Source organism: Mycolicibacterium arenosum, from assembly GCF_024320865.1.
GTDB classification, from domain to species: domain Bacteria; phylum Actinomycetota; class Actinomycetes; order Mycobacteriales; family Mycobacteriaceae; genus Mycobacterium; species Mycobacterium arenosum.
Window position 1 is genome coordinate 88510 of record NZ_JANDBD010000004.1, and the last position, 23098, is coordinate 111607.

At 68.6% G+C, this 23098-nt stretch carries 21 protein-coding genes; 7 read left to right on the plus strand and 14 right to left on the minus strand.

The genetic code is table 11. The annotated features are described in order from the left end of the window. Nucleotides 1-42: 42 nt before the first annotated feature. A complete protein-coding gene (locus NM203_RS10520) occupies nucleotides 43-1275 on the plus strand; it encodes an adenylate/guanylate cyclase domain-containing protein (RefSeq protein ID WP_255060394.1) in 1233 nt (410 codons plus the stop codon). Between the two features lie 4 nt (nucleotides 1276-1279). Here the strand turns inward: NM203_RS10520 and NM203_RS10525 are convergent, their stop codons facing one another. Genes NM203_RS10525 through NM203_RS10550 form a run of 6 tightly spaced genes read right to left on the minus strand, consistent with a single transcriptional unit; the run spans nucleotide 1280 to nucleotide 7615 of the window. Next, a complete protein-coding gene (locus NM203_RS10525) occupies nucleotides 1280-3133 on the minus strand; it encodes a DUF2339 domain-containing protein (RefSeq protein WP_255059829.1) in 1854 nt (617 codons plus the stop codon). 51 nt (nucleotides 3134-3184) lie between these two features. After that, complete coding sequence (locus NM203_RS10530) at nucleotides 3185-3814, minus strand: response regulator (RefSeq protein ID WP_255060395.1); 630 nt, start codon at nucleotides 3812-3814, stop codon at nucleotides 3185-3187. A gap of 16 nt (nucleotides 3815-3830) precedes the next feature. After that, nucleotides 3831-4976, minus strand: a complete 1146-nt coding sequence (gene macS, locus NM203_RS10535; RefSeq protein WP_255059830.1) for a MacS family sensor histidine kinase — start codon at nucleotides 4974-4976, stop codon at nucleotides 3831-3833. Nucleotides 4977-5004: 28 nt separating this feature from the next. Then, the gene (locus NM203_RS10540; RefSeq protein WP_255060396.1) at nucleotides 5005-5757 is read right to left on the minus strand and encodes an amino acid ABC transporter ATP-binding protein; all 753 of its coding nucleotides are present in this window, start codon (nucleotides 5755-5757) and stop codon (nucleotides 5005-5007) included. A 26-nt stretch (nucleotides 5758-5783) separates the two neighbouring features. Continuing rightward, nucleotides 5784-6707, minus strand: a complete 924-nt coding sequence (locus NM203_RS10545) for an amino acid ABC transporter permease (protein ID WP_255059831.1) — start codon at nucleotides 6705-6707, stop codon at nucleotides 5784-5786. An 8-nt stretch (nucleotides 6708-6715) separates the two neighbouring features. Next, nucleotides 6716-7615 (minus strand): ABC transporter substrate-binding protein, encoded by a 900-nt coding sequence (locus tag NM203_RS10550; protein ID WP_255059832.1) that lies wholly within the window; start codon nucleotides 7613-7615, stop codon nucleotides 6716-6718. Between the two features lie 184 nt (nucleotides 7616-7799). Between NM203_RS10550 and NM203_RS10555 the strand changes: the two genes are divergently transcribed. The 6 genes from NM203_RS10555 to NM203_RS10580 all read left to right on the plus strand — a co-directional run bounded on the left by NM203_RS10555 (nucleotide 7800) and on the right by NM203_RS10580 (nucleotide 14570). Continuing rightward, entirely contained in the window at nucleotides 7800-8381 is a 582-nt protein-coding gene (locus NM203_RS10555) for an HdeD family acid-resistance protein (RefSeq protein WP_255059833.1), read from the plus strand. 87 nt (nucleotides 8382-8468) lie between these two features. Then, nucleotides 8469-9947, plus strand: coding sequence for a cytochrome ubiquinol oxidase subunit I (locus tag NM203_RS10560; RefSeq protein WP_255059835.1), 1479 nt, complete (start codon nucleotides 8469-8471; stop codon nucleotides 9945-9947). Between the two features lie 10 nt (nucleotides 9948-9957). Next, nucleotides 9958-10995 carry a cytochrome d ubiquinol oxidase subunit II gene (gene cydB / locus NM203_RS10565; RefSeq protein WP_255059836.1) on the plus strand — a complete coding sequence of 346 codons (1038 nt, stop codon included), beginning with the start codon at nucleotides 9958-9960 and terminating at the stop codon, nucleotides 10993-10995. Between the two features lie 23 nt (nucleotides 10996-11018). Continuing rightward, nucleotides 11019-12611: a thiol reductant ABC exporter subunit CydD gene (gene cydD, locus NM203_RS10570; RefSeq protein ID WP_255060397.1), complete on the plus strand. Its 1593-nt coding sequence runs from the start codon at nucleotides 11019-11021 to the stop codon at nucleotides 12609-12611. Continuing rightward, nucleotides 12598-14124, plus strand: a complete 1527-nt coding sequence (locus tag NM203_RS10575; RefSeq protein WP_255060398.1) for an ATP-binding cassette domain-containing protein — start codon at nucleotides 12598-12600, stop codon at nucleotides 14122-14124. The genes cydD and NM203_RS10575 overlap by 14 nt, the downstream gene beginning before the upstream one ends. After that, nucleotides 14121-14570: a DUF4190 domain-containing protein gene (locus NM203_RS10580; protein WP_255059837.1), complete on the plus strand. Its 450-nt coding sequence runs from the start codon at nucleotides 14121-14123 to the stop codon at nucleotides 14568-14570. Before NM203_RS10575 ends, NM203_RS10580 begins: the two co-directional genes overlap by 4 nt. Here the strand turns inward: NM203_RS10580 and NM203_RS10585 are convergent. The 8 genes from NM203_RS10585 to trpC form a co-directional block, all read right to left on the minus strand. Next, nucleotides 14545-15411, minus strand: a complete 867-nt coding sequence (locus tag NM203_RS10585; RefSeq protein WP_255059838.1) for an acyl-CoA thioesterase II — start codon at nucleotides 15409-15411, stop codon at nucleotides 14545-14547. The two genes, NM203_RS10580 and NM203_RS10585, sit on opposite strands and share 26 nt — an antisense overlap. A gap of 19 nt (nucleotides 15412-15430) precedes the next feature. Next, on the minus strand, nucleotides 15431-16849 hold the full coding sequence (pyk, locus tag NM203_RS10590; protein ID WP_255059839.1) for a pyruvate kinase: 1419 nt from the start codon (nucleotides 16847-16849) through the stop codon (nucleotides 15431-15433). Between the two features lie 27 nt (nucleotides 16850-16876). Next, nucleotides 16877-17422, minus strand: coding sequence for a hypothetical protein (locus NM203_RS10595; protein ID WP_255059840.1), 546 nt, complete (start codon nucleotides 17420-17422; stop codon nucleotides 16877-16879). Nucleotides 17423-17528: 106 nt separating this feature from the next. Beyond that, nucleotides 17529-17954: a DUF2752 domain-containing protein gene (locus NM203_RS10600; protein ID WP_255059841.1), complete on the minus strand. Its 426-nt coding sequence runs from the start codon at nucleotides 17952-17954 to the stop codon at nucleotides 17529-17531. Between the two features lie 24 nt (nucleotides 17955-17978). Further along, a complete protein-coding gene (lgt, locus tag NM203_RS10605) occupies nucleotides 17979-20177 on the minus strand; it encodes a prolipoprotein diacylglyceryl transferase (protein WP_255059842.1) in 2199 nt (732 codons plus the stop codon). Then, a complete protein-coding gene (gene trpA / locus NM203_RS10610; protein ID WP_255059843.1) occupies nucleotides 20174-20965 on the minus strand; it encodes a tryptophan synthase subunit alpha in 792 nt (263 codons plus the stop codon). Before trpA ends, lgt begins: the two co-directional genes overlap by 4 nt. Next, the gene (gene trpB / locus NM203_RS10615) at nucleotides 20962-22230 is read right to left on the minus strand and encodes a tryptophan synthase subunit beta (RefSeq protein ID WP_255059844.1); all 1269 of its coding nucleotides are present in this window, start codon (nucleotides 22228-22230) and stop codon (nucleotides 20962-20964) included. Before trpB ends, trpA begins: the two co-directional genes overlap by 4 nt. A 3-nt stretch (nucleotides 22231-22233) precedes the next feature. Further along, nucleotides 22234-23052 (minus strand): indole-3-glycerol phosphate synthase TrpC, encoded by an 819-nt coding sequence (gene trpC, locus NM203_RS10620; protein WP_255059845.1) that lies wholly within the window; start codon nucleotides 23050-23052, stop codon nucleotides 22234-22236. Between the last annotated feature and the right edge of the window lie 46 nt (nucleotides 23053-23098).

The following is a 23098-nucleotide window of genomic DNA, read 5'->3' on the forward strand; positions in this document are numbered from 1 at the left end:
GCTCAGCGCGTGGCAACGGGCGAGCCGGGTAGGCATCTCCCCCTGCGCCGTGCCTGCCTACCGACACTTGCCGTAGACGGTCATCACGGTCGCGACCAACACCATGCGACGACCACCTCGCGACAACTTCGCGTTCTCACTGTCGTCACGCGGATCGGCGCGGCGGTGAGCTTGTTCTTCGGCGTGCAGCAGTTCGCGATCGTCCAGAGTTCGCTGTGGGTCGGCTTCGTCAACCTCGGCAGCGCACTGGTGTTCCTACTGATCCCCAAGCTCTACCGTTTCGGCGACGTCGTCGCTCCCGTCGTATTCCTTCTGGTCGCCTACTCGGTCATCACGGTCGTGAGCCTGTACATCGGCAGCGGAATCGGGCTGCAGTTCTACTACGTCGTCGCTGCGGCCATCGTCGTCCTCATCCTCGGCATCGACCACATGGTGATCGCCTCGTTGATCGCGCTCCTAGGCGCCGTCACGGCGATAGCGCTCGAGCTGTGGGTGCCGCACAACACCGGTGTCCAGCCGGACTGGGCGTTCCGGCTGGGCTTCGTGATCAACACCGTCTCCGTATGGCTGATGATCATCGCCACCGTCTGGTTCGCCATGCGCGAGACCGCGCGCGCGGAGCAGGCGTTGGAAACCGAATACGAGCGTTCGGAACGACTTCTCGCGAACATCCTTCCGGCGTCGATCGCCGAGCGGCTGAAGGATCCCGACCGCACGATCATCGCCGACAAGTACGACGACGCCTCCATTCTGTTCGCCGACATCGCCGGATACACCAAGCGCGCAAGCGAAACCGCGCCAGCGGAACTCGTTCGCTTCCTCGACGCCCTCTACACCGACTTCGATGCGCTCGTCGACCGGCACGGCCTCGAGAAGGTCAAGACGAGCGGCGACTCCTACATGGTCGTCAGCGGTGTGCCGGAGGCACGCCCCGACCACCTGGAGGCGCTCGCCAGCCTGGCCCTCGACATGGCGGGCGCCGTCGAAGGCCTCACCGACGCGCAGGGCCGCGAGGTCCCGCTGAGGATCGGTGTCGCCTCGGGTCCGGTGGTGGCAGGAGTGGTGGGCGCCCGCAAGTTCTTCTACGACGTGTGGGGCGATGCGGTGAACGTCGCGGCGCGGATGGAGAGCACCGACGTCGAGGGTCGAATTCAGGTGCCCAACAACGTCTACGAACGCCTGCGCGACAGCTTCGTGTTCGAGGAGCGCGGCGAGATCGACGTCAAGGGCAAGGGCCGCATGCACACCTGGTACCTGGTCGGCCCTCGCCCCTGACCTCCTACACCGTCTGCTGGTGATCCTCGAGTTGTTCGCGCTCGTCCTGTTGCGACAGCATGCGGGCGTATCCCGCGCCCATCCCCAGCAGCGCGAGACCGACGACGATGAACACCACGACACGGAAGATGCCGCCGAGCGTGCCGAGGTCGAACAGGAACAGCTTGGCCATCGCCGCGACAACCACCGTGAGCCCGGCCGCGATCGGCAGTGAGCGTTTCGCTCGCGGCACCGTGACGGCGTATCGGAACACCAACGCGGCCAGAGCGATCCAGCAGATCGTCGCAGCCATGTGGCCGGAGAAGAAGCCCGCCTCCTCGCCGCCGATCAGCACTCCCGCGGTCACCGTGAACATGGTGATGGCGTACATGCCCACAATGGCGGCGCACGCCCACATGACACCCGCGACGTCGCGGTCGGAACCCTTGCGGCCCACCCAGGACCATGTGACGGCCGCGGCACTCGCGACCGCCAGCAGGCTGGCGATCAGCGTCGAAACCGCCGATGACACCGGTACCTCGGTCGCGCTGACCAAGTGGTCGGGCGAGGCGGACACCAGGTAGTGCAGACCGCCGACGACACCGAATCCCACTGCCGCCCAACGCGCCACCGCGCTGCGCCGTCCTGCCACCGCGACCACCGCGGACACCGCGAGCAGCAGCGGGCCGGCGACGTCACCGTCGAACGCCACGGTGATCGCGATCAGCAGGGCGACGGCCGCTGTGGCGGACCACACCGCGGCTACTGCGGTCGAGTCCTTCGTCAGGCGGTTGCCGATCAGCGCCATCGCCAGGAGGACCGCGGCCATTGTCGCCGCCATGACGGCGGAGGTGATCCTGCCGACCGCGACCGACGCGGCGAGTACGGGAAGCGTGCCCGCGGCCGACAGCAACGCGACGGCGACCGGCTGGCCGCTGTACGGCAGCAGAACAAGCGCGCTCAGGAGAGCCAGCAGCGCCGCGATGCCGCATGCCGCGGCGAGCCAGCCGATGCGGTTGGACGCGGGGTCGACGGCGACCAGGGCGATCAGCACCGGCAGTGTGCTCACCGCCATGCGTGCCCCGTGCATCGCGAGCCAGTCCTTGCCGACCTGCACCGGCAGCGTGGCGGCCGACAGCGCGATCATGAAACCGACGAGGAGCAGCGTGATCCCTCCGACTACGATGGGACCGAGGCCGAGCAGCGGCACCAGCACCAACAGCGCGAGGTGCTCGGAGTTCCATCGGCGGGCGAGGACGAGGCCTCCTCCGGCCACCACCGCGGCGAGCACCAGTCCGACTGCGCCGGAGACCCATTCGTAGATCGTCGTCACCGCGATGATGTCGATGTACGCCGCGGCGATACCGGTCGCGGCGAGTGCGATCGCGCCGACCCGTCCGCCCGGCCTGCTGTTGAGTCGGAAGGCGACACCGACCAGGCCGGCGGCCAGCAGCGCCCCCATGCCCACTCTGATCTCCGGTCGCAGAATGCCGGCCTGCGCGGCGAGGACGAGGAGCAGCACGACACCGACGAGCGTGACCGCGACCCCTGCGACGGCCAGCACCTTGCCGATCCAGTTGTCCGAGCGCGGTTTCACCGGGGCCGCGATGGCCGGGGCCGGGGGCGCGGGTGGCACGACGACCGGCTGCCCCGGCGGGGGCGAGAAGGGCTGCGGAGCGGCAGTGGGCTGAGTGGCGGGGGGCTGAGCGGCGGGGGGCGCCCAGGCGGTCGCCGGCGGCGCGTACGACGTCTCGGCGTGGCGCAGTGCGACGACGCGGTTCAACTCGTACAGGTCGGCGTGCACGCGGCCGAGATAGCTCGACATGGCGGCGACGTCGGCGTTGATCCGAGCGAGCAGGGCCTGATCCGGTTGGGTCATGGGGCCATCGTGGCAGTTGCCGGGGCGGATCGGATGAGTATTAGTACTCGGCTACTTATCGAGCCCGTGTTCGATCGCGTACCTCGCCGCTTCGACGCGGTTGGCAACCTGGAGCTTTCGAAACGTGGCCTGCACGTGGTTCTCGACGGTGCGGTGACTCAGGCTCAGCTGCTCGGCGATCTGTTTGGCCGTCAGACCCTTGGCGACGAATCGCAGGATCTCCGTCTCGCGCTCGGTGAGGCTCGGCTGGTCGGCGCCCCTGGCGGGTCCGCGGGCGATGCGCCGGTACTCCCCCAGCACCAGGCCCGCCAAGCCCGGGGTGAAGACCGCGCGCCCGTCGCCGGTGGCGCGCACCGCGTCGGTGAGTTCCGCCTTCGACGCGCTCTTGACGAGATAGCCTGTGGCCCCTGCCTTTACCGCCTGAAGCACGTCATCGCGCTCAGCTGACGCCGACAGCACCAGGATCCGCGACGCCGGCGACACCTCGAGGACGGCGGCGGTTGCCTGCGCTCCGCTACCGTCCGCCAGCCTCATGTCCATCACCACGACATCGGGTTTCACGACGCCCGCGCGACGCCGTGCGGACTCCACTCCGTCGGCGGTCGCCACGACGTCGAATCCGTCCTCGGCCAGATCGCGCGCCACGGCGTCCCGCCAGATCGGATGGTCGTCGACGACCATGACCGTGAACCCGCCGTCAGATTTCACGTGCGCTCCCTCGCGGAATCGTCAGCTCCCACTCCGTGCCGATGCCCGTTCCGGTGTTCAGTGTCGCACTGCCGCCGAGCCACTCCATCCTGCCGACGATCGACTTCGAGACGCCGATATGCCCCTGGCTCGCCGCTTCCGCGAGTCGCCCCGGCGCGATTCCGGGACCGTCGTCCCGAACGCTGATCACCACGGAGTCGTCGAGATCCTCCAGCAGGATGTACGCGTGCGCGTTCGGTCCCGCGTGTGCGACGACGTTGTCCAGCGCGTTGCCCACCGCCGCATCGAGTTCGGTGGCGATCGTCGCGTCGAGCATCACCGGCGTCGCGGGCAGGCTCGTCGACACGGCGTCCGCCTCGCGAGCCCGCAACAGCGGCACCAGGTCGACCCGGTCGCCGGTCGGCAGCTCGCCGTCGCCGCTGACCAGCCGTCGCAGCGCCCGCTCCTGTTCTCCCGCCAGTTCAGCCAGTTCCTCAGTGGCTCCTCCGATTTCGCGTCCACGGCGAGCGACGAGCGCCAGCACCTGAATGGCACCGTCGTGCACTTCGCGCGACAGCCGCTCGCGTTCCTCCAGTGCGGCAGCCAGCCTGGTGGCGCGTTCGAGTTCCGCGTGCGCGCGTCTCGCGATGAGCGCGGCCATGCCCACCCCGAGTCCGACGGCGAGTTCGATGACGATCGTCGCGTGCCTGCCGAGGTTGACGCTGATCGACTCCTTGAGCGCCGCGCTCACCGCGATGACGACCAGGCCCGCGCCCATTCCGAGGAACGGGCCGAATTGTATTGCTGCGGAAATGGTTACATTGGTCGCCCAGAGTGTGGTCGGCAACGATTGGTTGTCCTGCATCCACTGGTCGGATGCGACCAGCACGGTCGAGGAAACGAGGGCGACCATCACCACGAGTTCGGCGGTCACCCACGCCGTGCGGCGACCGAAGCCCTGCAGATACGCCGCGCCGCACGCCACGTTCCACGCCAGCAGCACGCCGAGTAACACCCACGCCAGCACCGGCCGCTCCAGGTCGGGGTTGACGGCGACCTGGAAGCCGACGGCGTAGATACAGCTGAGCAGCCGGAACCCCTGCGCCGCCCGCCAGAGCGGCGCAGCCGGATCCGCTCCGAGCTCCGACTTCACCATTCCCCGTCGCTTCGCTCGCTCGGATCGGCTACAGCACCTTGGACAGAAAGGCCTTCGTCCGGTCGTTCTGCGGATTGGACAGCACTTCCCGAGGCTCGCCACTCTCGACGACGACGCCACCGTCCATGAACACCAGCTGGTTGGCCACCTCACGGGCGAAGCCCATCTCGTGGGTGACCACCACCATCGTCATGCCCTCGGACGCCAGCTTCTTCATCACCGAGAGCACCTCACCGACCAGCTCGGGGTCGAGTGCGGATGTGGGTTCGTCGAACAGCATCAGCTTGGGGTCCATCGCGAGCGCCCGGGCGATCGCCACGCGCTGCTGCTGACCACCGGACAGCTGCGCGGGATACGCCCCGGCCTTGTCGTACAGTCCCACCTGGTTCAGCAGATCCTTCGCCCGCTCCAGGGCCGCGTCCTTCTTCACCTTCTTCACCTGAATCGGCGCCTCGATGATGTTCTCGAGTGCGGTCCGATGCGGGAACAGGTTGAAGTGCTGGAACACCATCCCGATCTCACGGCGCTGCTTGGCGGCGTCGCGCGGCGACATCTCCAGGAGCTTGTCACCGCGTTCGCGGTAGCCGATCAGGTCGCCGTCGACGTAGAGCCTGCCGGCGTTCACCTGCTCCAAGTGGTTGATGCAGCGCAGGAACGTCGACTTGCCGGAGCCCGACGGCCCGACCATGCACAGCACCTCGCCCCTACCGACCTCGAGCGTGATGCCCTTGAGGACGTGCAGCGCACCGAAGCTCTTGCAGACCTGCTCGGCCCTCACCATCGGGGTCGTCTGCTTCTCCATCGACGTCACACGCCGCTCCCGTCGCCCATCTGGGCCTTGGCCAACGCCTCGAGTTGCTTGCCGGTCAGCTTCCGCGAAGCACCGCGCGAGAAGTACCGCTCCAAATAGAACTGACCGACCATCAGGATGCTGGTGACGACCAGGTACCACGTCGCCGCGACCATCAGCAGCGGCACGGGTTCGTAGATCCGCGAAGCGATCTCGCGCGAGGCGATGCCGTACAGGTCGAGGGTGAACGGAACGCCGGTGACCAGTGAGGTCGTCTTCAGCATGCTGATGACCTCGTTGCCGGTCGGCGGAATGATCACCCGCATCGCCTGGGGCAGCACCGTCCGCCACATCGCCAGACCCCACGACATGCCCAGCGCCGTCGACGCTTCCAACTGACCCTCGGGAACCGAGCTGATACCCGCCCGGATGATCTCCGCCATGTACGCGGACTCGTTGAGCGCCAACCCGATTACGGCGAGCAGGAACGGAATCGCCAGCACCTGGACGCTGAACTCCGCGAACGTCGGCCCCGTGAACGGGATACCGATCTGGATGGTCTGATAGATCACCGGGATCAGGCCCCAGAACACCAGCTGGACGTAGACCGGGGTGCCGCGGAAGATCCAGAGGAACACCCAGGACACCGCTTTGAACACGGGGTTCGGCGACAGCCGCATCACCGCCAGGACGACGCCGAGGGCGATCGCGATCACCATCGAGTAGACGGTCAGCTGCAGCGTATTGAACAGGCCCACCGTCAGTACCCGCTCGTCGAACAGGTACTCGCGGTACACCGACCACCGATAGGCGTCGTTGGTGGCGGCCCCGTAGAGGAACAGCGCCACCAGGACGACGATGACGATCGCCGCCACCCACCGCCAGGGGTGCCGGAGGGGCACCGCGTCGATGGCGGATGGCGACGAAGCGTCAGGTGTCATCGAGCGGTCTAGCTGGTTGCGCCGTTGATGACGGGCTTGTCGATCAGGCCGTCCTGCAGACCCCAGTTCTCGGCGATCTTCTTGTAGTCGCCGGTCTCGATGAGGTGCTCGAGAGCCTTCTGCAGCGACTGCGCCAACGGCGAGCCCTTCTTCACCGGCCAGCCGTAGGGCGCCGAATCGAAGACCTCGCCCGCCGCTTCGAGCTTGCCTCCGGTCTCCTTGATCGCGTACATCGTGACCGGCGAATCGGCCGACATGGCGTCGGTCTGACCGAGAACCACGGCGTTGGTGGCGGCGTCCTGGCCGTCGAACGGGACGATCTCGATGGCGGGCTTACCGGCATCGGTGCACGCCTTGCTCTTGGCGGGCAGCTCGTCGGTCTCCTGCGTCGTGGTGGCCTGTACCGCGACCTTCTTGCCGCAGGCGTTGTTCGGGTCGATGCCCGCACCGGTCTTCTGCGCCCAGCTGGTGCCCGCGGAGAAGTAGGTGACGAAGTCGACCGACTCCTCGCGTTCCTTCGTGTCGGTGAACGACGACATGCCGACGTTGAAGGTGCCGCCCTGAATGGACGGGATGATCTTGGCGAAGTCGGCTTCCCGGTACTCCGGTGTCAGGCCGAGCGTTCCGGCGATCGCGTTCATCAGGTCGACGTCGAACCCGACGATCTTGCCGCTCTCGTCCTTGAACTCGTTGGGCTTGTAAGGGATGTTGACCCCGATGATCAGCTTGCCGGAGGACTTGATGTCCTCGGGAACGGTGCTCGCAATGTCCTCGACCTTGCTGGCGTTCGGCGCCGCCGAGGTGGCCGACGACTCAGACGTCTCGCTGGTCGTACCACACCCGGACAGTGCCAGGGCGCCGGTCGCTGCGAGGACCGCGGCGAGGCGCCACTTCTTTCCAACGGGCACGGGTTGCCTCAACTTTCTGCATCGGGTCGTTCATCACCCCCAAGGCGAGGACGTTAGCGACCGTGGACCCAGCGCGCATGGCCGGTAACGGAACATTAACGAGTTCGGCGCGCGGAAACGGCGAAATCGACACGTACCGCAACGAAATCGGCATAGAAATCGCGCGCTGTGCCACACTTCCCGCATGACGAACCAGGCTCCCCCCGCCCTCCTTCCGCATCTGTGGAAATCCGCGCTCGCCGCGGGCCTGCTCGCGATCATCCTCGGCGCGCTGGTGCTGTGGCGGCCCGCCGCCGCGATCTTCGTGACGGCCATCTTCTTCGGCGCCTACCTCCTCGTCACGGGCATCTCGCAGTTGGTCCTCGCCTTCAGCGTCCGCAGTAGCTTCGGCGGACGGGCTTTGCTGTTCATCAGCGGGGCCGCGTCGTTGATCCTGGCCATTCTGTGCTTCGTCAACTTTCAGAACTCGATTGACCTGCTGGCCATCTGGATCGGCGTCGGATTTATCTTCCGTGGCGTCTCGACGGTCATGTCGTCGATCAGCGATCCGTCGTTGCCGGGTCGCATCTGGGAGATCGTCATCGGCGTCATCAGCGTGATCGCCGGCATCGTGATGTTCGCGGCGCCGATGGAGGGACTGGTCGCGGTCACCCAGGTCACCGGCGTCATCCTCATCGTCATCGGAGTCTTCGAGATCGTCGCCGCGTGGGGAATCCGCAAGGCGACGACGGGCGCCACCCCGCCCAGCATCGAATCCATCCCCTGAGCTGTGCCGCAGCGCACGTTGATCAGCGCCGGTCGGGCCTACTACACTTCGTCGTAGACAGCGCTCGGCGGCTCGGGAGATGGTGCAATGGATGCGCTCGACGTCTCACGGTGGCAGTTCGGCATCACCACCGTCTATCACTTCCTGTTCGTTCCCCTGACCATCGGTCTCGCACCCCTCATCGCGGTGATGCAGACGATCTGGGTGATCACCGACAACCCGGCGTGGTACCGGCTGACGAAGTTCTTCGGCAAGCTGTTCCTGATCAACTTCGCGCTCGGCGTCGCCACCGGCATCGTCCAGGAGTTCCAGTTCGGAATGAACTGGAGTGAGTACTCGCGATTCGTCGGCGACGTCTTCGGCGCACCGCTGGCGATGGAGGGCCTGGCGGCGTTCTTCTTCGAGTCGACGTTCATCGGGCTGTGGATCTTCGGGTGGACCAGGCTGCCCCGCCTCGTCCACCTCGCGTGCATCTGGATCGTCGCGATCGCGGTCAACATGTCGGCGTTCTTCATCATCGCCGCGAACTCGTTCATGCAGCACCCCGTGGGAGCCCGCTACAACCCGGACACCGGCCGAGCCGAGCTCACCAGCATCGTCGAACTGTTCACCAACAACACGGCTCTCGCGGCGTTCCCGCACGCCGTGACGGGCGCGTTCCTGACCGCGGGAACCTTCGTCGCGGGCATCGCGGCGTGGTGGATGGTGCGGAGCCACCGGGCGAGCGAAGCCACGGGAAGCGACCCGGCCACCGACGACGCGCGGACCATGTACCGCCCCGCCACCGTTCTCGGCTGCCTGGTCGCGCTGGCCTCCGCACTCGGGCTGTTCATCACCGGTGATGCCCAGGGCAAGCTGATGTTCGTCCAGCAACCCATGAAGATGGCCTCCGCGGAATCGTTGTGCCACACCGAAACCGATCCGGACTTCTCGATCCTCACGGTCGGGACGCACAACAACTGCGACAGCGTCACGCATCTCATCGAGGTGCCCTTCGTACTTCCGTTCCTCGCCGAGGGCAAACTGTCCGGCGTCCGGCTCGAGGGCGTCCAGGATCTGCAGGCGCAGTACCAGGAGAAGTTCGGCCCCGGTGACTACCGGCCCAATCTGTTCGTCACCTACTGGTCGTTCCGCGCGATGATCGGATTCCTGGCTTTCCCCGTGCTTTTCGCGCTCACCGCGCTGTGGCTCACCCGCCGGGGACGAATACCCGACCAGCGCTGGTTCGCCAGGTTCGCCCTGCTCACACTGCCGACCCCGTTCCTGGCCAACAGCGCGGGCTGGGTGTTCACCGAGATGGGCAGGCAGCCGTGGGTGGTGGTACCCAACCCGACCGGTGACCAGCTGATCAGGCTCACCGTCTCCGACGGAGTATCCGGGCATTCCGCGGGCCTGGTGTGGATCTCGCTCATCGTGCTGACCGCCCTGTACGCCGCACTGGCGGTGATCTGGTTCTGGTTGATCCGCCGCTACGTCGTCGAGGGCCCGCTCGAACACGACTCCGAGCCGGCGCCGCCCCGACCACCCGGTGACGACGATCTCGCGCCGTTGTCGTTCGCGTACTGAGGAGACGACCGTGGGACTCGCCGATTTCTGGTTCATCGCGTTGGCCGCACTCTTCGTCGGCTTCTTCGTCCTCGAGGGCTTCGACTTCGGCGTCGGCATGCTGATGTCGTCGTTCGGCCGGATGGGCGACGACCCCGAGAAGCACCGGCGGGCGGCGCTCAACACCATCGGTCCGGTCTGGGACGGGAACGAGGTCTGGCTGATCACCGCGGGCGGTGCGATGTTCGCGGCCTTCCCGGCGATGTACGCCACCATGTTCTCCGGCCTCTACCTGCCGCTGCTCGCCATCCTCGTCGGCATGATCGTGCGGGTGTGCGCGATCGAATGGCGCGGAAAAATCGACGACCCGCGGTGGCGCAACTGGGCCGACGTGGCGATCGCGGTCGGCTCCTGGCTACCGGCGATCCTCTGGGGTGTCGCGTTCGCCGCGCTGGTACGAGGCCTCCCCGTCGACGCGAATCAGCAGATCGACCTGTCGTTCGGCGACATTCTCAACCCCTACACGGTGCTCGGTGGCGTGACCACCGCCGGCCTGTTCGCATTTCACGGGGCGGTGTTCGTCGCGCTGAAAACCGAAGGGGCCGTGCGGGGTAACGCGGTGCGCTCGGCCTCGGTGCTCGGACCTCCCGTCGCCGCGGCCGTCGGTGGGTTCGGCGTGTGGACGCAACTCGAGTACGGCAAGGACTGGACGTGGGTCGTGCTCGGGGTCGCCGTCGTCGCACAGTTGTCGGCGGTGATGCTGGTGTGGAGCCGGGGGCGCGACGGGTGGGCGTTCGCGTGCACCGCGACGGTCGTGGCGGCGCTCGTCGTGATGGTGTTCGGCGCGCTGTATCCGGCCCTCATCCCGTCGACCCTGGACCCCGCGTGGAGCCTGACGGTGGACAACGCGTCGTCATCTGCCTACACGCTGAAGATCATGTCGTGGGCGGCGCTGGTGTTCACCCCACTCGTCATCGGATACCAGGCCTGGACGTACTGGGTGTTCCGGCAACGCATCTCAGCAGAGCTCATCCCCGAGCCCATCGGGCTGACCCCGCGGTCGCCGTGACACCTCCGCCGGGCACGCCTGCGATGCGTCGACACCTCGTCGCATCGGTGTGCTGCGGTGCCGTCATCGCCGCGGCCACCCTGGCGGGGGCCGTGCTGATGGCACAGGTGATCGCGGGACTCGTCTCCGAACCGGAGACCCGCACTCTCGCGCACTGGACTCCGACACTCGTTCTGCTCGCCGTGATCTGGGCGACGAGGGTGCTCGCGCAGTGGGCGCAGGCCCGGTTGAGTCAGCGCGGCGCGACGGCGGCGATCGCGGATCTCGAGCAACGGGTCCTGACCGTGGTGACCGCGCGAGCGCCGCGCCGACTCGCCGCCGAACGCGACGACGCGGCACTGCTCGCGACTACCGGGCTCGACGGTCTCCGGCCCTATTACACCCGCTACCTGCCTGCTCTGATTCTGGCCGTCCTGATCACCCCGGCCGCGGTGATCGTCATGGCGTGCAACGACCTTCAGTCGACGGTCATCGTGGTGATCGCGCTGCCGCTGGTGCCGATCTTCATGATCCTGATCGGACTGGTCACCAGGGACCGGTCGGCGGCGGCACTGAGGGCGATGACGACGCTGCACGCGCGAACGCTCGATCTGGTCGCCGGTATCCCGACGCTCAAGGCACTCGGGCGCGCTGCGGGGCCCGCCGACCGCATCGCCGAACTCGGTGGCGCGCATCGTCGTTCCGCGATGGCGACGCTGCGCATCGCGTTCATGTCATCGTTCGTCCTCGAACTGCTGGCCACCCTCGGCGTCGCGATGGTCGCGGTCAGCGTGGGGTTGCGCCTCGTCTTCGGTGAGGTGGACCTCGCCACCGCGCTCATCGCGCTACTCGTCGCACCCGAGGTGTTCTGGCCGCTGCGCCGCGTAGGGGCGGAGTTCCACGCCGCCCGTGACGGGCGCACCGCTGAAGAGAGCGCACTCCAGCTCATCGGGCGGGCGAACCACGCGAGTCCGGCACCCGACCTCAGCGCGGCGAGTCGGCTTCGCCTGGACCGGGTGAGCGTCGACGGCCGCGACGGCACGGCCCCGCGCCATCTCTCGCTCGACATCGAGCCCGGCGTCGTCACCGTCCTGACGGGCCCGAACGGTTCCGGGAAGAGCACCGCCATCGAGGTCCTCCTCGGGCTGACCGCACCGACCGAAGGGGCCGTTTTCGTCGACGACGCCGAGACAGTCGACCTGCGGGGCGTGTGGCCCGCCATCGGATGGCTGCCGCAGCGTCCCGTGCTGGTACCGGGCACCGTCCGAGCCAACCTCGACCTGTTCGGGCCGCTGCCCGACATCGACAGCGCTTGTCGGGCAGCCGGATTCGACGTGGTGCTCGACGCGCTGCCCGACGGTCTGGAGACCCGGCTCGGGCGCGACGGTGCGGGCCTGTCCCTCGGCCAGCGGCAGCGCCTGGCGCTGGCACGGGTGCTGGGTCCCGACAAGCCCATCCTGCTGCTCGACGAACCGACGGCGCACCTCGACTCCGACAGCCGGGCTCACGTGTTGGAGACCATCGCCGCTCGGGCCGCAGCGGGCACCGCGGTGCTGGTCGTCGCCCACGACCGCGCGGTCCTCGACATCGCGGACCGCGTCGTGCGGATCGGGGGTGACGCTCTTGTCGCGACGTGACCCGCTGTGGTGGGCGATCCGTTTACTGCGCCCGCGCCTTCCGCGACTGGCGCTCGCGGTGACCCTCGGCGCGCTGTCACTGGGCAGCGCGCTGGCCCTCGCCGGCGTCGCAGCGTGGCTCATCACCAGGGCATGGCAGATGCCTCCGGTTCTGGATCTGTCCGTCGCCGTGGTGGCGGTGCGCGCGCTCGGTATCAGCCGCGGTGTGTTCGGCTACTGCGAGCGGCTGGCATCCCACGACGTGGCACTCGACGCAGCGACCACCGCGCGCGTCCGCCTGTACCGCACGCTCGCCGATGCACCGGCGGACGACGTGGTGCGGGTACCGAGCGGAGAACTGCTGTCCCGCTTCGGCGCATCGGTCGACGAGGTGTCCGATGTGCTCGTTCGCGCGGTCCTGCCGATCGCGGTCGCGGGTGTGCTGTCGATCGCTGCGGTGTCCGTGCTGGCGGTCATCTCGCCCGTGGCCGCGCTCACCCTCCTCGTTGGACTGGTGATCGCCGGTGTGCTGGCCCCGTGGCTGTCGGCGCGCGCGGCGACGGCGACCGAGGCGGTGGCAGCCCGTCATCACACCGAGCGCGACGCGGCCGCCCTGCTGGCTCTGGCCCACGCGCCCGAACTCAGGGTCAACGGGCGGCTGGACAACGTGATCGCCGAAGCGGTTCGCCGACAACGTGACTGGGGCAACGCGGCCGATCGAGCCGCCAAGCCCGCCGCGTTCGCCGCAGCCGCCCCCACCGCGGCGATCGGAGCCACGGTGCTCGCCACGGTCGTCATCGCGATGACGGTCGCGCCGTCGGTCGCAGCCACAACGCTGGCGATTCTCCTGCTGCTACCGCTGTCGGCGTTCGAGGCCACGGCCGCACTCCCCGCCGCGGCGGTGGCACTCACCAGGGCCCGCATCGCCGCCCGCGGTCTCGCGGCGATGGTCGCGCCCGACGCCGAGGTCCGCGCCCGCCCGCCGTGCGCCCCGTTGAAGATCGACACCGGTGCCAGGATCGCGGTCGTCGGCCCGAGCGGCAGCGGCAAGACGACGCTCCTGCTGGCTACCGCCGAAGCGTACGGAATTCCCACTGCGGCGGGCTATTTCGCCGAGGATGCGCACGTGTTCGACACCACGGTGCGCGACAATCTGCTGGTCGCGCGCGGCGATGTGACCGACGCCGAGGCCACCGCGGCGTTGCAGCGGGTGGGGCTGGGTCCGTGGCTCGACGAGCTTCCCGACGGGCTGGCCACGGTGCTGGTCGGTGGAGCGGCCGCACTGTCGGCCGGACAGCGCCGCCGCCTACTGCTCGCCCGCGCTGTGGTGTCGCGGTTCCCTATCGTGCTGCTGGACGAGCCGACCGAGCACCTCGACGTCACCGACGGCCCGCGCATGCTGATCGACCTGCTGACCCCCGGCGCGCTGTTCTCCGCCGATCGGGCCGTCGTCGTGGCGACCCACCACCTGCCCGAGGGCCTCGACTGCCTGACGGTGAGCACCGCGGCCGGCGAGTACCCTCGGCCCGGATGACCCAGTACTACGGCGGCCCGCCACCGCACCCGCAGCCACTCTCCGCCCCGATGGCGCCGAGGAGGAAGAACTGGATCGGCACCACGGCGCTCGTCGTCGCCGTGGGCGGTCTGGCGATCTGCTGGTCGGTTCTGGGCGGGGTTCTCCTCGGCGCCGTCGGCATCGTCATGGGCCTCGTCGGACGCGGCCGGGTGGCGCGCGCCGAAGCCGACAACCGCACCGTCGCCACGTCGGGCATCGCGCTGGGCGTGCTCGCCGTCGTGGTGTCGCTGGCGCTCATCCCCGCGTGGGTGCGGTTCGCTCGCGAAGTCGAGATGCCCGCCTACCTGGATTGCGCCGCGAAGACCTCCGATCAGGAGGGCGCGCGGCGCTGCATGGACGACCTGCAGGAGCGCATCGACGAACTGTTCGGCGCGACGACTAGCCCGACGCCGGGAAGTGCTTGACGATCCCCTCCTGAACCACGGTCGCCAGCACCCGGCCGTCGGCGTTGAAGAAGTGCCCGGTACCCAGCCCTCGTGAGTCGGCAGCCACGGGTGACGACGTCGAGTACAGCACCCACTCGTCGAACCGAATGGGGCGGTGGAACCAGACCGAGTGGTTCATCGTGACCGCGAATATCCGGTCGAAGCCCCACGACAGCCCGTGGGTGGTGATGATCGAATCCAGCACCGTGGTGTCGGACGAGTAGACCAGCGCCGCGGCGTGCAGCACCGGGTCGTCGGGCAGCTCGCCCTCGGACTTCATCCAGACCCGGTTGTGCGAGAGCTTCTCGCCCTTGTCGCGCATCACCCACGCCGGATCGTTGGTGTAGCGCCACTCGATCGGGCGCAGAGCGCTGGCGAAGTGCGGCACCGTCTCCTCGTATCCGGCGAGTAGCTCGCCGATCTTCGGCAGTCCGTCGGGCGGCTCGACCTCGGGTGCGACCACATCGTGTTCGAGGCCGCGGCCGCCGGCCAGGTGGGACACCAGCGCCGAGCCCAGCAGCACGCCGTCCTGGACGACGTCGACGCGGCGGTTGGCGAACCTGCGCTCGTCGCGCAGTCGGACGACGGTGAACTCGAGATCGCGTTGCGGATCACCGCCCGCGATGAAGTGCATCGACAGGGCGCTCGGTGGAAGCCCGGCCCGGACGGTCCGGCTGGCGGCGACGAACGCCTGCGCCATCATCTGGCCACCGAAGGTGCGGATCGGATTCCTACTCGGGTGCGATCCGGTGAACTCGTCGTCGCCGACGGGCGTCAGCTCCAGCGTCGCCAGCAGTTCCTCGCAGTCGCGCGCTGACAACGCAGAGCCTCCTCGGTGGTTAGTGGTCGTCCTCGCCGATCCGGTGCACGTGGATCAGGTTCGTCGAGCCTACTGTCCCCGGCGGAGCGCCCGCGACGATGACCACCAGGTCGCCTCGCTTGTAGCGGCCCAGGGAGAGCAGCGACTCGTCGACCTGACGGATCATCCCGTCGGTGGTCTCCATGTGCGGCACGATGAACGTCTCCGTGCCCCAGGTCAGCGCCAACTGGCTGCGCACCTCCGGCAGCGGCGTGAACGCCAGCAGCGGAATCGGGGTGTGCAGCCGGGCCAGCCGTCGCAGGGTGTCACCGGACTGCGTGAACGCCACCAGCGCCTTGGCCTCGAGCCGCTCGCCGATGTCACGGGCGGCATACGAGATGACGCCGCGCTTGGTTCGCGGGGTGTGCGTCAACGGTGGCGCCGCCGTGGAGTTCTCCTCGACCGCGCTCACGATGCGGGCCATCGTCCGGACCGCCTCCAGCGGGTACTTTCCGACCGACGTCTCACCCGAGAGCATCACGGCGTCGGCGCCGTCGAGCACCGCGTTGGCGACGTCGGACGCCTCGGCACGGGTGGGACGCGAGTTCTCGATCATCGATTCGAGCATCTGGGTGGCCACGATGACGGGTTTGGCGTTCTCCCGCGCCATCTGGATGGCCCGCTTCTGGACCAGCGGGACCTCCTCGAGCGGCAGCTCGACGCCCAGGTCACCGCGGGCGACCATGATCGCGTCGAACGCCAGCACGATGGCCTCGAGGTTGTCGATCGCCTCCGGCTTCTCGAGCTTGGCGATGACGGGCACGCGCCTGCCGACCCGGTCCATCACCTCGTGGACGAGCTCGATGTCCGACGGCGACCGCACGAACGACAGCGCCACCAGGTCGACGCCGAGGCGCAGGGCGAACTCGAGGTCCTCGATGTCCTTCTCGGACAGCGCCGGGGCGGACACGTTCATGCCCGGCAGGGACATGCCCTTGTTGTTGCTGACCTTGCCGCCCTCGGTGACCGAGCAGACGACGTCGTTGCCGTCGATGTGTTCGACGACCAGCCCGATGTTGCCGTCGTCGACGAGTACCCGGTCACCGGGCGACGCGTCCTGGGCCAGGCGCTTGTAGGTGGTCGACACGCGATCGTGCGTGCCCTCGTAATCCTCCACGGTGATCCGCACCGTTTCGCCCGCCGCCCAGACGGTCGGGCCGTCGGCGAACCGGCCGAGCCGGATCTTGGGGCCCTGCAGGTCGGCCAGTATTCCGACGGCGCGCCCCGTGACGTCGGACGCCGCGCGCACCAGTTTGTAGTTCGTTTCGTGGTCGGGGTAGTCACCGTGGCTGAAGTTCAGCCTGGCCACGTCCATTCCCGCTTCGACCAGCGCCTTGATCTGCTCGCCCGTGCCGGTGGCCGGGCCGAGGGTACAGACGATTTTCCCGCGTCTATTCACGTGACGTGAGCATAGTCGTTAATCGATTCAGACGACGGCCCAGCGGGAGGGCGCCGCGCGTGACGGGGGTCGGCAGATCCGGCTCCCGCGAGGTGGGCGTCGACGGCGTGCGCGGCACTGCGGCCCTCCGCGACGGCCCAGCCCCAGCCCGCCCGACAGGGCCATGCGCTCGCCACCCTCGAACCCGATCGCGAGCAAGGCCGTTTCGCACGGTCGGTGCCCGTCCGCGTCGCGTTCTGTCCGCACCTCGGCGATCTCCATCGCACCGACGTGTCCGTTCTCGTCGGAACCGTTGCACCGCAACCTCGTAACGTCGAGGGTCGCCCCCACGTGGGCGGGTGATGTCAGGAGCACCAGCGTTGAGGTGGGCCACGGTGACCGCGGGTCGTCGCGCAGTTCCGACGATTCGACGTTGTAGTCGAGCCGCGCGTCGTCGCAGCCTGCTGCTGCGCAGTGCCCGATAGTCCGCGCCGGCATCACCACGCGCCGATCATCACGACGTGCGTGTCCCTCGCCGAGATCGCCGACGGCCAGCGCCCGCAACGCAACCGCCCGCAACGTGTGCACTGTCACATCGACACCGACCTCGATCTCGGTGTGTGTCGCTCGCGGCGGGTAGGAAGCGGATGTCGACGGCAAAGGTGTTGGTGCCGTTGGCATTCGGCACCGGGCGCGTGCGCTACCCGCCGGTGAACGTGGGAACCAGCGGGAACCCGGGCCAGTTGCGGACCACCGTCCACACGATCGCCGCCGCCACGATGGTGACCCACGCGATGGCGGGCATCAGCGTCCGGCCGAGGCGCCACCGAACGAGCAACCACAGCGTGAGCAGCGGTGCGCCGACGAGGACGAAGACGTTGTCGACCACCGCGGCCGAGAGGTCGCCGTGCAGGACGTCGTGGGTCATGCGGAGCCCACCGCAGCCGGGACAGTCCCAACCCGTCATCGCCTTGAACGGACAGGCCGGAAACAGGAATCCCGGCCGGTGCGGATCGGCGAGTCCGATGTAGGCGAGCGCGCCACCCAGCACGGCAGCCGTGCCCAGCGCCGTGTACTGCCGCGCCCGACTCGGGGCCGCGGAGGGGGTGTTGCCTGGCGCCGTCACCAGTTCAGGATGCCAGAGCTCCGGTCAGGAGCCGCGGCGCCACCAGCGCTTGCGCGGTCCGGACGACGCGGTCGTCGTCGATTCGACGGCGGCGGGTTCGTCCGGCTCCGGCTCGGCGGCGACGTCCTCGGCCGCCTCAACGTGCACCGCCTCGGCGTCCTCGACAGCCGCGGCGACCTCATCACCCTCGACCGCACCCAGCCCGTCGGACTCAGGTTCGGAGTCCTCGGCCGCCGGTTCTACGGCCTCGCCAGGCTCCTCGGCGACGTCCTCCGCTGTGGCTTCCGCCTCGTCAGCGGCCTCGACAGCCTCATCGTGCACCGCCTCGGCTTCCTCGACAGCCGCGGCGACCTCATCACCCTCGACCGCACCCAGCCCGTCGGACTCGGAGTCCTCGGCCGCCGGTTCGTCGGGCTCGGCTGCAGGCTCCTCGGCGACATCCTCCGCTGTCGCTTCCGCCTCGTCAGCGGCCTCGACAGCCTCATCGTGCACCGCCTCGGCTTCCTCGACAGCCGCGGCGACCTCATCACCCTCGACCGCACCCAGCCCGTCGGACTCGGAGTCCTCGGCCGCCGGTTCGTCGGGCTCGGCTGCAGGCTCCTCGGCAAGATCCTCTGCCGTGGCTTCCGCCTCGCCCGCGGCCTCGACGGCCGCTTCGTGCACCTCAGGAGCATCGGCCTGCGCCTCGGCCAACTCCTCGGCGTCGACAGAGCCGAGACCCTCCGAGTCGGCAGGCTCCTCGGCCCCGGGCGCTTCCGCCTCCAGCCCCTCACCCTCGGCTTCCTCGGCGACCTCGTCGGCAACCGCTTCCGCGTCGGCCGCGGCCTCGACGGCCGCTTCGTGCACCTCAGGAGCATCGGCCTGCGCCTCGGCCAACTCCTCGGCGTCGACAGAGCCGAGACCCTCCGAGTCGGCAGGCTCCTCGGCCCCGGGCGCTTCCGCCTCCAGCCCCTCAGCCTCGGCTTCCTCGGCGACCTCGTCGGCGACGGCTTCCGCGTCGGCCGCGGCCTCGACGGCCGCTTCGTGCACCTCCGGTGCATCGGCCTGCGCCTCGGCCAACTCCTCGGCGTCGACGGACCCAAGACCCTCCGAGTCAGCGCGCGCGTCGGCCACCTTCTCGGCGAACTCCTCCGCGGCGATGATCTCCTCGTCCGACGTCTCGTCGACCGCCTCGGCGAGGTCCAGGGCCTCGGCCGCGACCTCGGATTCGGGCTCAGCCTGTTCGGCCGCCGGCGGAGCGTCACCGCGGTCCTCGGACTTCGTCGTCACCACCGTTGCTGCAGTCGCCACCGCGACTGCACCCGCAGGGGCCATGTCGTCGGACGTCGAGCCGGCCGGGGCCAACTCGTCGTCTGCGTTGCCGCGCAAGGACTTCGGATCCTCCCGGCCCTTCTTCGCCGCCATGATGTAGATGACCGCGCCGATGAACACGAACGTCGAGGTGAACGTGTTGACGCGGATGCCCGCGATGAGCGTCGCGTAGTCGCTGCGCATGAGCTCGATCCAGAAGCGACCCAGACAGTAGCCCGCGACGTACAGCGCGAACAGCCTGCCGTGCCCGAGTTTGAAGCGGCGGTCAGCCCAGATCAGCACCGCGAAAACCAGCAGGTTCCACAGCAGTTCGTAGAGGAACGTCGGGTGCACCGGATTCTCGAACAGCGGCACGCCGGTGGAAACACCGTTCAGCATGTCCCGCTGGCCCGCGGCGTTCTCGCGGTCGTAGATGATCAGGCCCCACGGCATATCCGTCTCGCGGCCGTACAACTCCTGATTGAAGTAGTTGCCCAGCCGACCGATCGCCTGCGCGAGGATGATCCCCGGCGCGATCGCATCGCCGAACGCGGGCAACGGTATTCCGCGCTGTCGGCAGCCGAGCCACGCTCCGACGCCGCCGAGCGCGACCGCACCCCAGATGCCCAGGCCGCCGTCCCAGATCCGCAACGCCCCGGCGATACCCGCGCCACCGTCGCCGAAGTACGTCGACCAGTCGGTGATCACGTGATAGAGCCGGCCGCCGATCAAGCCGAAAGGCACGGCCCAGAGCGCGATGTCGTAGATGACGCCGCGCTCACCACCGCGTGCGACCCACCGCCGATCGCCGACGATCAGCGCGGCGACGATACCCGCGACGATGCAGAGTGCGTAGGCGCGGATGGGAATGATCCCGATGTGCCAGACACCCTGAGACGGACTCGGAATGCTGGCCAAGATCATTGAGGTCACGCTGAAATCCTCTGTCGCACGCCTTCGGCGAGTTCCCTTGTCAGGGCCCGCACGGCGGGCAGCCCGTCGGCCAGCGCCGACACCAGTGCGGAGCCGACGATCACGCCGTCGGCGTAGGCGCCGATCTCCGCGGCCTGCTCACGCGAGCGGACACCGAGACCGACACCGACGGGGATGTCGGAGATCTCCTTGACACGGGCCACCAGTTCCGGGGCAGCTGACGACACCGCGTCACGTGCGCCGGTGACCCCCATCGTCGAAGCGGCGTAGACGAATCCGCGCGACGCCTCCACGGTCGCTGCGAGCCGTTCGGGTGTCGACGACGGAGCGACCAGGAAGATGCGGTCGAGGTCGTGGGCGTCGGACACCGCGAACCACTCGTCGGCCTCGTCGGGAATGAGATCGGGGGTGATCACGCCCAGCCCGCCCGCGGCGGCGAGATCGCGTGCGAACGCGTCGACCCCCCAGCGCAGCACCGGGTTCCAGTAGGACATGACGACCGCGCTGCCGCCCGCGTTGCTGATCGCCTCGACCGCCTTGAGCGCATCCCGCACCCGCACGCCGCCTTGCAGGGCGACTTCGGTGGCGGCGGCGATCACGGGACCGTCCATCCCCGGATCGGAGTACGCGATACCGACCTCGATGATGTCGCAACCACTTTCGACCATGGCGACCATGGCCTCGATCGACGTGTCGACGTCGGGGTAGCCCGTGGGAAGGTATCCGATCAGTGCCGACCTGCCCTCAGCGCGGCAGGCGTCGAACACGGTCGACAGGCGACTCGTCACGATACGGTGCCCTTGTCGTCCATGAGACCGAACCACTTCGCCGCGGTCTCGACGTCCTTGTCGCCTCGACCCGACAGGTTGACCACGATGACGGCCCCCGGCCCGAGTTCGACACCGAGCTTGAGCGCTCCCGCCACGGCGTGTGCCGACTCGATCGCGGGGATGATGCCCTCGGTCCGGCACAGCAGGGCGAACGCGTCCATCGCCTCGGTGTCGGTGATCGGCTGGTACTCGGCGCGACCGAGGTCCTTGAGGTGGGCGTGCTCGGGCCCCACCCCCGGGTAGTCCAAACCGGCTGAGATCGAGTGCGATTCGATCGTCTGACCGTCCTCGTCCTGCAGCAGGTAGGAGAACGAACCCTGGAAGGCGCCGGGCGTACCTCCGGTGAAGGTCGCGGCGTGCCTGCCGGTTTCGACGCCGTCGCCCGCCGCCTCGTAGCCGACCAGCCGAACGCCCGGATCGTCGATGAACGCGTGGAACACGCCGATGGCGTTGGAGCCGCCGCCGATGCAGGCGGTGACCGCATCGGGCAGACCGCCCGTCTGCTCGACGATCTGGACGCGCGCTTCCATGCCGATGACCCGCTGGAAGTCGCGCACCATCGTCGGGAACGGGTGGGGTCCCGCGGCGGTACCGAAGCAGTAGTAGGTCTCGTCGGCGTGGGCCACCCAGTCGCGGAACGTCTCGTTGATGGCGTCCTTCAGGGTCTTCGACCCGGACTCCACCGACACCACCTCGGCGCCCAGCAGCCGCATTCGCGCAACGTTCAGGGCCTGGCGCGCGGTGTCGACCGCGCCCATGTAGATCACGCACTCCAGACCGAGCAGCGCGCAGGCGGTCGCGGTGGCGACACCGTGCTGGCCGGCGCCGGTCTCGGCGATGACGCGCGTCTTGCCCATCTGACGAGCCAGCAGCGCCTGACCGAGCACGTTGTTGATCTTGTGAGATCCGGTGTGGTTGAGGTCTTCTCGCTTGAGGAAGAGTCGAGCGCCGCCCGCGTGGTCGGACAGTCGCGTCGCCTCGTACAGCGGCGACGGCCGCCCGGTGTAGTGCGTCTGCAGCCGGTCCAACTCGTCGAGGAACGTCTGATCCGTGCGCGCCTTCTCGTAGGCGGCGGTGACCTCCTCGATGACGGCCATCAGCGCCTCGGGCACCAATCTGCCGCCGTAACTACCGAAATGCCCCTTGGCGTCGGGATCGAACCGCGTGGGTTCGGCGACAGCCGCACTGGCGCTGGGCAACTGCGGCCCCGGCTTGTTCACCATCGCTCAGCGGGCGGGCTTCGGGCACGACGGATGGGTTCCCGCGGTCACCAGGTCGGCCACGGCGCTGCGCGGGTCGCCGCTCGTCACCAGACCCTCGCCGACGAGCACGGCGTCAGCGCCGGCCCCGGCGTAGGCGAGCAGGTCGTTGGTGCCGCGGACACCGGACTCAGCCACGCGGATGACGTTGGACGGCAGACCGGGAGCGATCCGCGCGAAGCAGTCCCGGTCGACCTCGAGGGTCTTGAGGTTGCGGGCGTTGACGCCGATCACGGAGGCGCCCGCCTGCAGTGCGCGGTCCGCTTCCTCCTCGGTGTGCACCTCGACGAGCGCCGTCATGCCCAGCGACTCGGTGCGTTCGAGCAGCGACACCAGCGCGTCCTGTTCGAGCGCCGCGACGATGAGCAGCAGCATGTCGGCGCCGTGCGCGCGCGCTTCGTGAATCTGATACGGCCGCACGATGAAGTCCTTGCGCAGCACCGGAATCGACACGGCGGCGCGCACGGCGTCGAGGTCGGCGAGTGAGCCGTGGAACCGGCGCTCCTCGGTGAGCACGCTGATGATCCTGGCACCGCCCTCGGCGTACGCGCGGGCCAGCTTGGCCGGGTCGGTGATCGTGGCGAGCTCGCCGCGGGACGGGCTGGCGCGCTTCACTTCGGCGATGACGCCGATACCGTCCAGGCGGAGCGCCGACATCACGTCCCTGGCGGGCCTGGCGGCCTGTGCGCGCTGCTTGATCTCGGTGAGGCTGACGAGTGCTTCACGGGCTGCGACGTCGGCGCGAACTCCCTCGATGATGGAGTCGAGCACCGTCCCCGAACTCATGCCTCGTCAACTCCCCTTCACGGCGCGCTCGAGACGTCTCAGACGG

What these genes read in the sequence shown, in the direction of transcription:
- NM203_RS10525 (WP_255059829.1), bottom strand. Translation starts at nt 3,133, where the DNA reads ATGACCCAACCGGATCAGGCCCTGCTCGCTCGGATCAACGCCGACGTC.
- NM203_RS10530 (WP_255060395.1), bottom strand. Translation starts at nt 3,814, where the DNA reads ATGGTCGTCGACGACCATCCGATCTGGCGGGACGCCGTGGCGCGCGAT.
- macS (WP_255059830.1), bottom strand. Translation starts at nt 4,976, where the DNA reads ATGGTGAAGTCGGAGCTCGGAGCGGATCCGGCTGCGCCGCTCTGGCGG.
- NM203_RS10540 (WP_255060396.1), bottom strand. Translation starts at nt 5,757, where the DNA reads ATGGTGAGGGCCGAGCAGGTCTGCAAGAGCTTCGGTGCGCTGCACGTC.
- NM203_RS10545 (WP_255059831.1), bottom strand. Translation starts at nt 6,707, where the DNA reads ATGACACCTGACGCTTCGTCGCCATCCGCCATCGACGCGGTGCCCCTC.
- NM203_RS10555 (WP_255059833.1), top strand. Translation starts at nt 7,800, where the DNA reads ATGACGAACCAGGCTCCCCCCGCCCTCCTTCCGCATCTGTGGAAATCC.
- NM203_RS10560 (WP_255059835.1), top strand. Translation starts at nt 8,469, where the DNA reads ATGGATGCGCTCGACGTCTCACGGTGGCAGTTCGGCATCACCACCGTC.
- cydD (WP_255060397.1), top strand. Translation starts at nt 11,019, where the DNA reads ATGCGTCGACACCTCGTCGCATCGGTGTGCTGCGGTGCCGTCATCGCC.
- NM203_RS10580 (WP_255059837.1), top strand. Translation starts at nt 14,121, where the DNA reads ATGACCCAGTACTACGGCGGCCCGCCACCGCACCCGCAGCCACTCTCC.
- trpB (WP_255059844.1), bottom strand. Translation starts at nt 22,230, where the DNA reads ATGGTGAACAAGCCGGGGCCGCAGTTGCCCAGCGCCAGTGCGGCTGTC.
- trpC (WP_255059845.1), bottom strand. Translation starts at nt 23,052, where the DNA reads ATGAGTTCGGGGACGGTGCTCGACTCCATCATCGAGGGAGTTCGCGCC.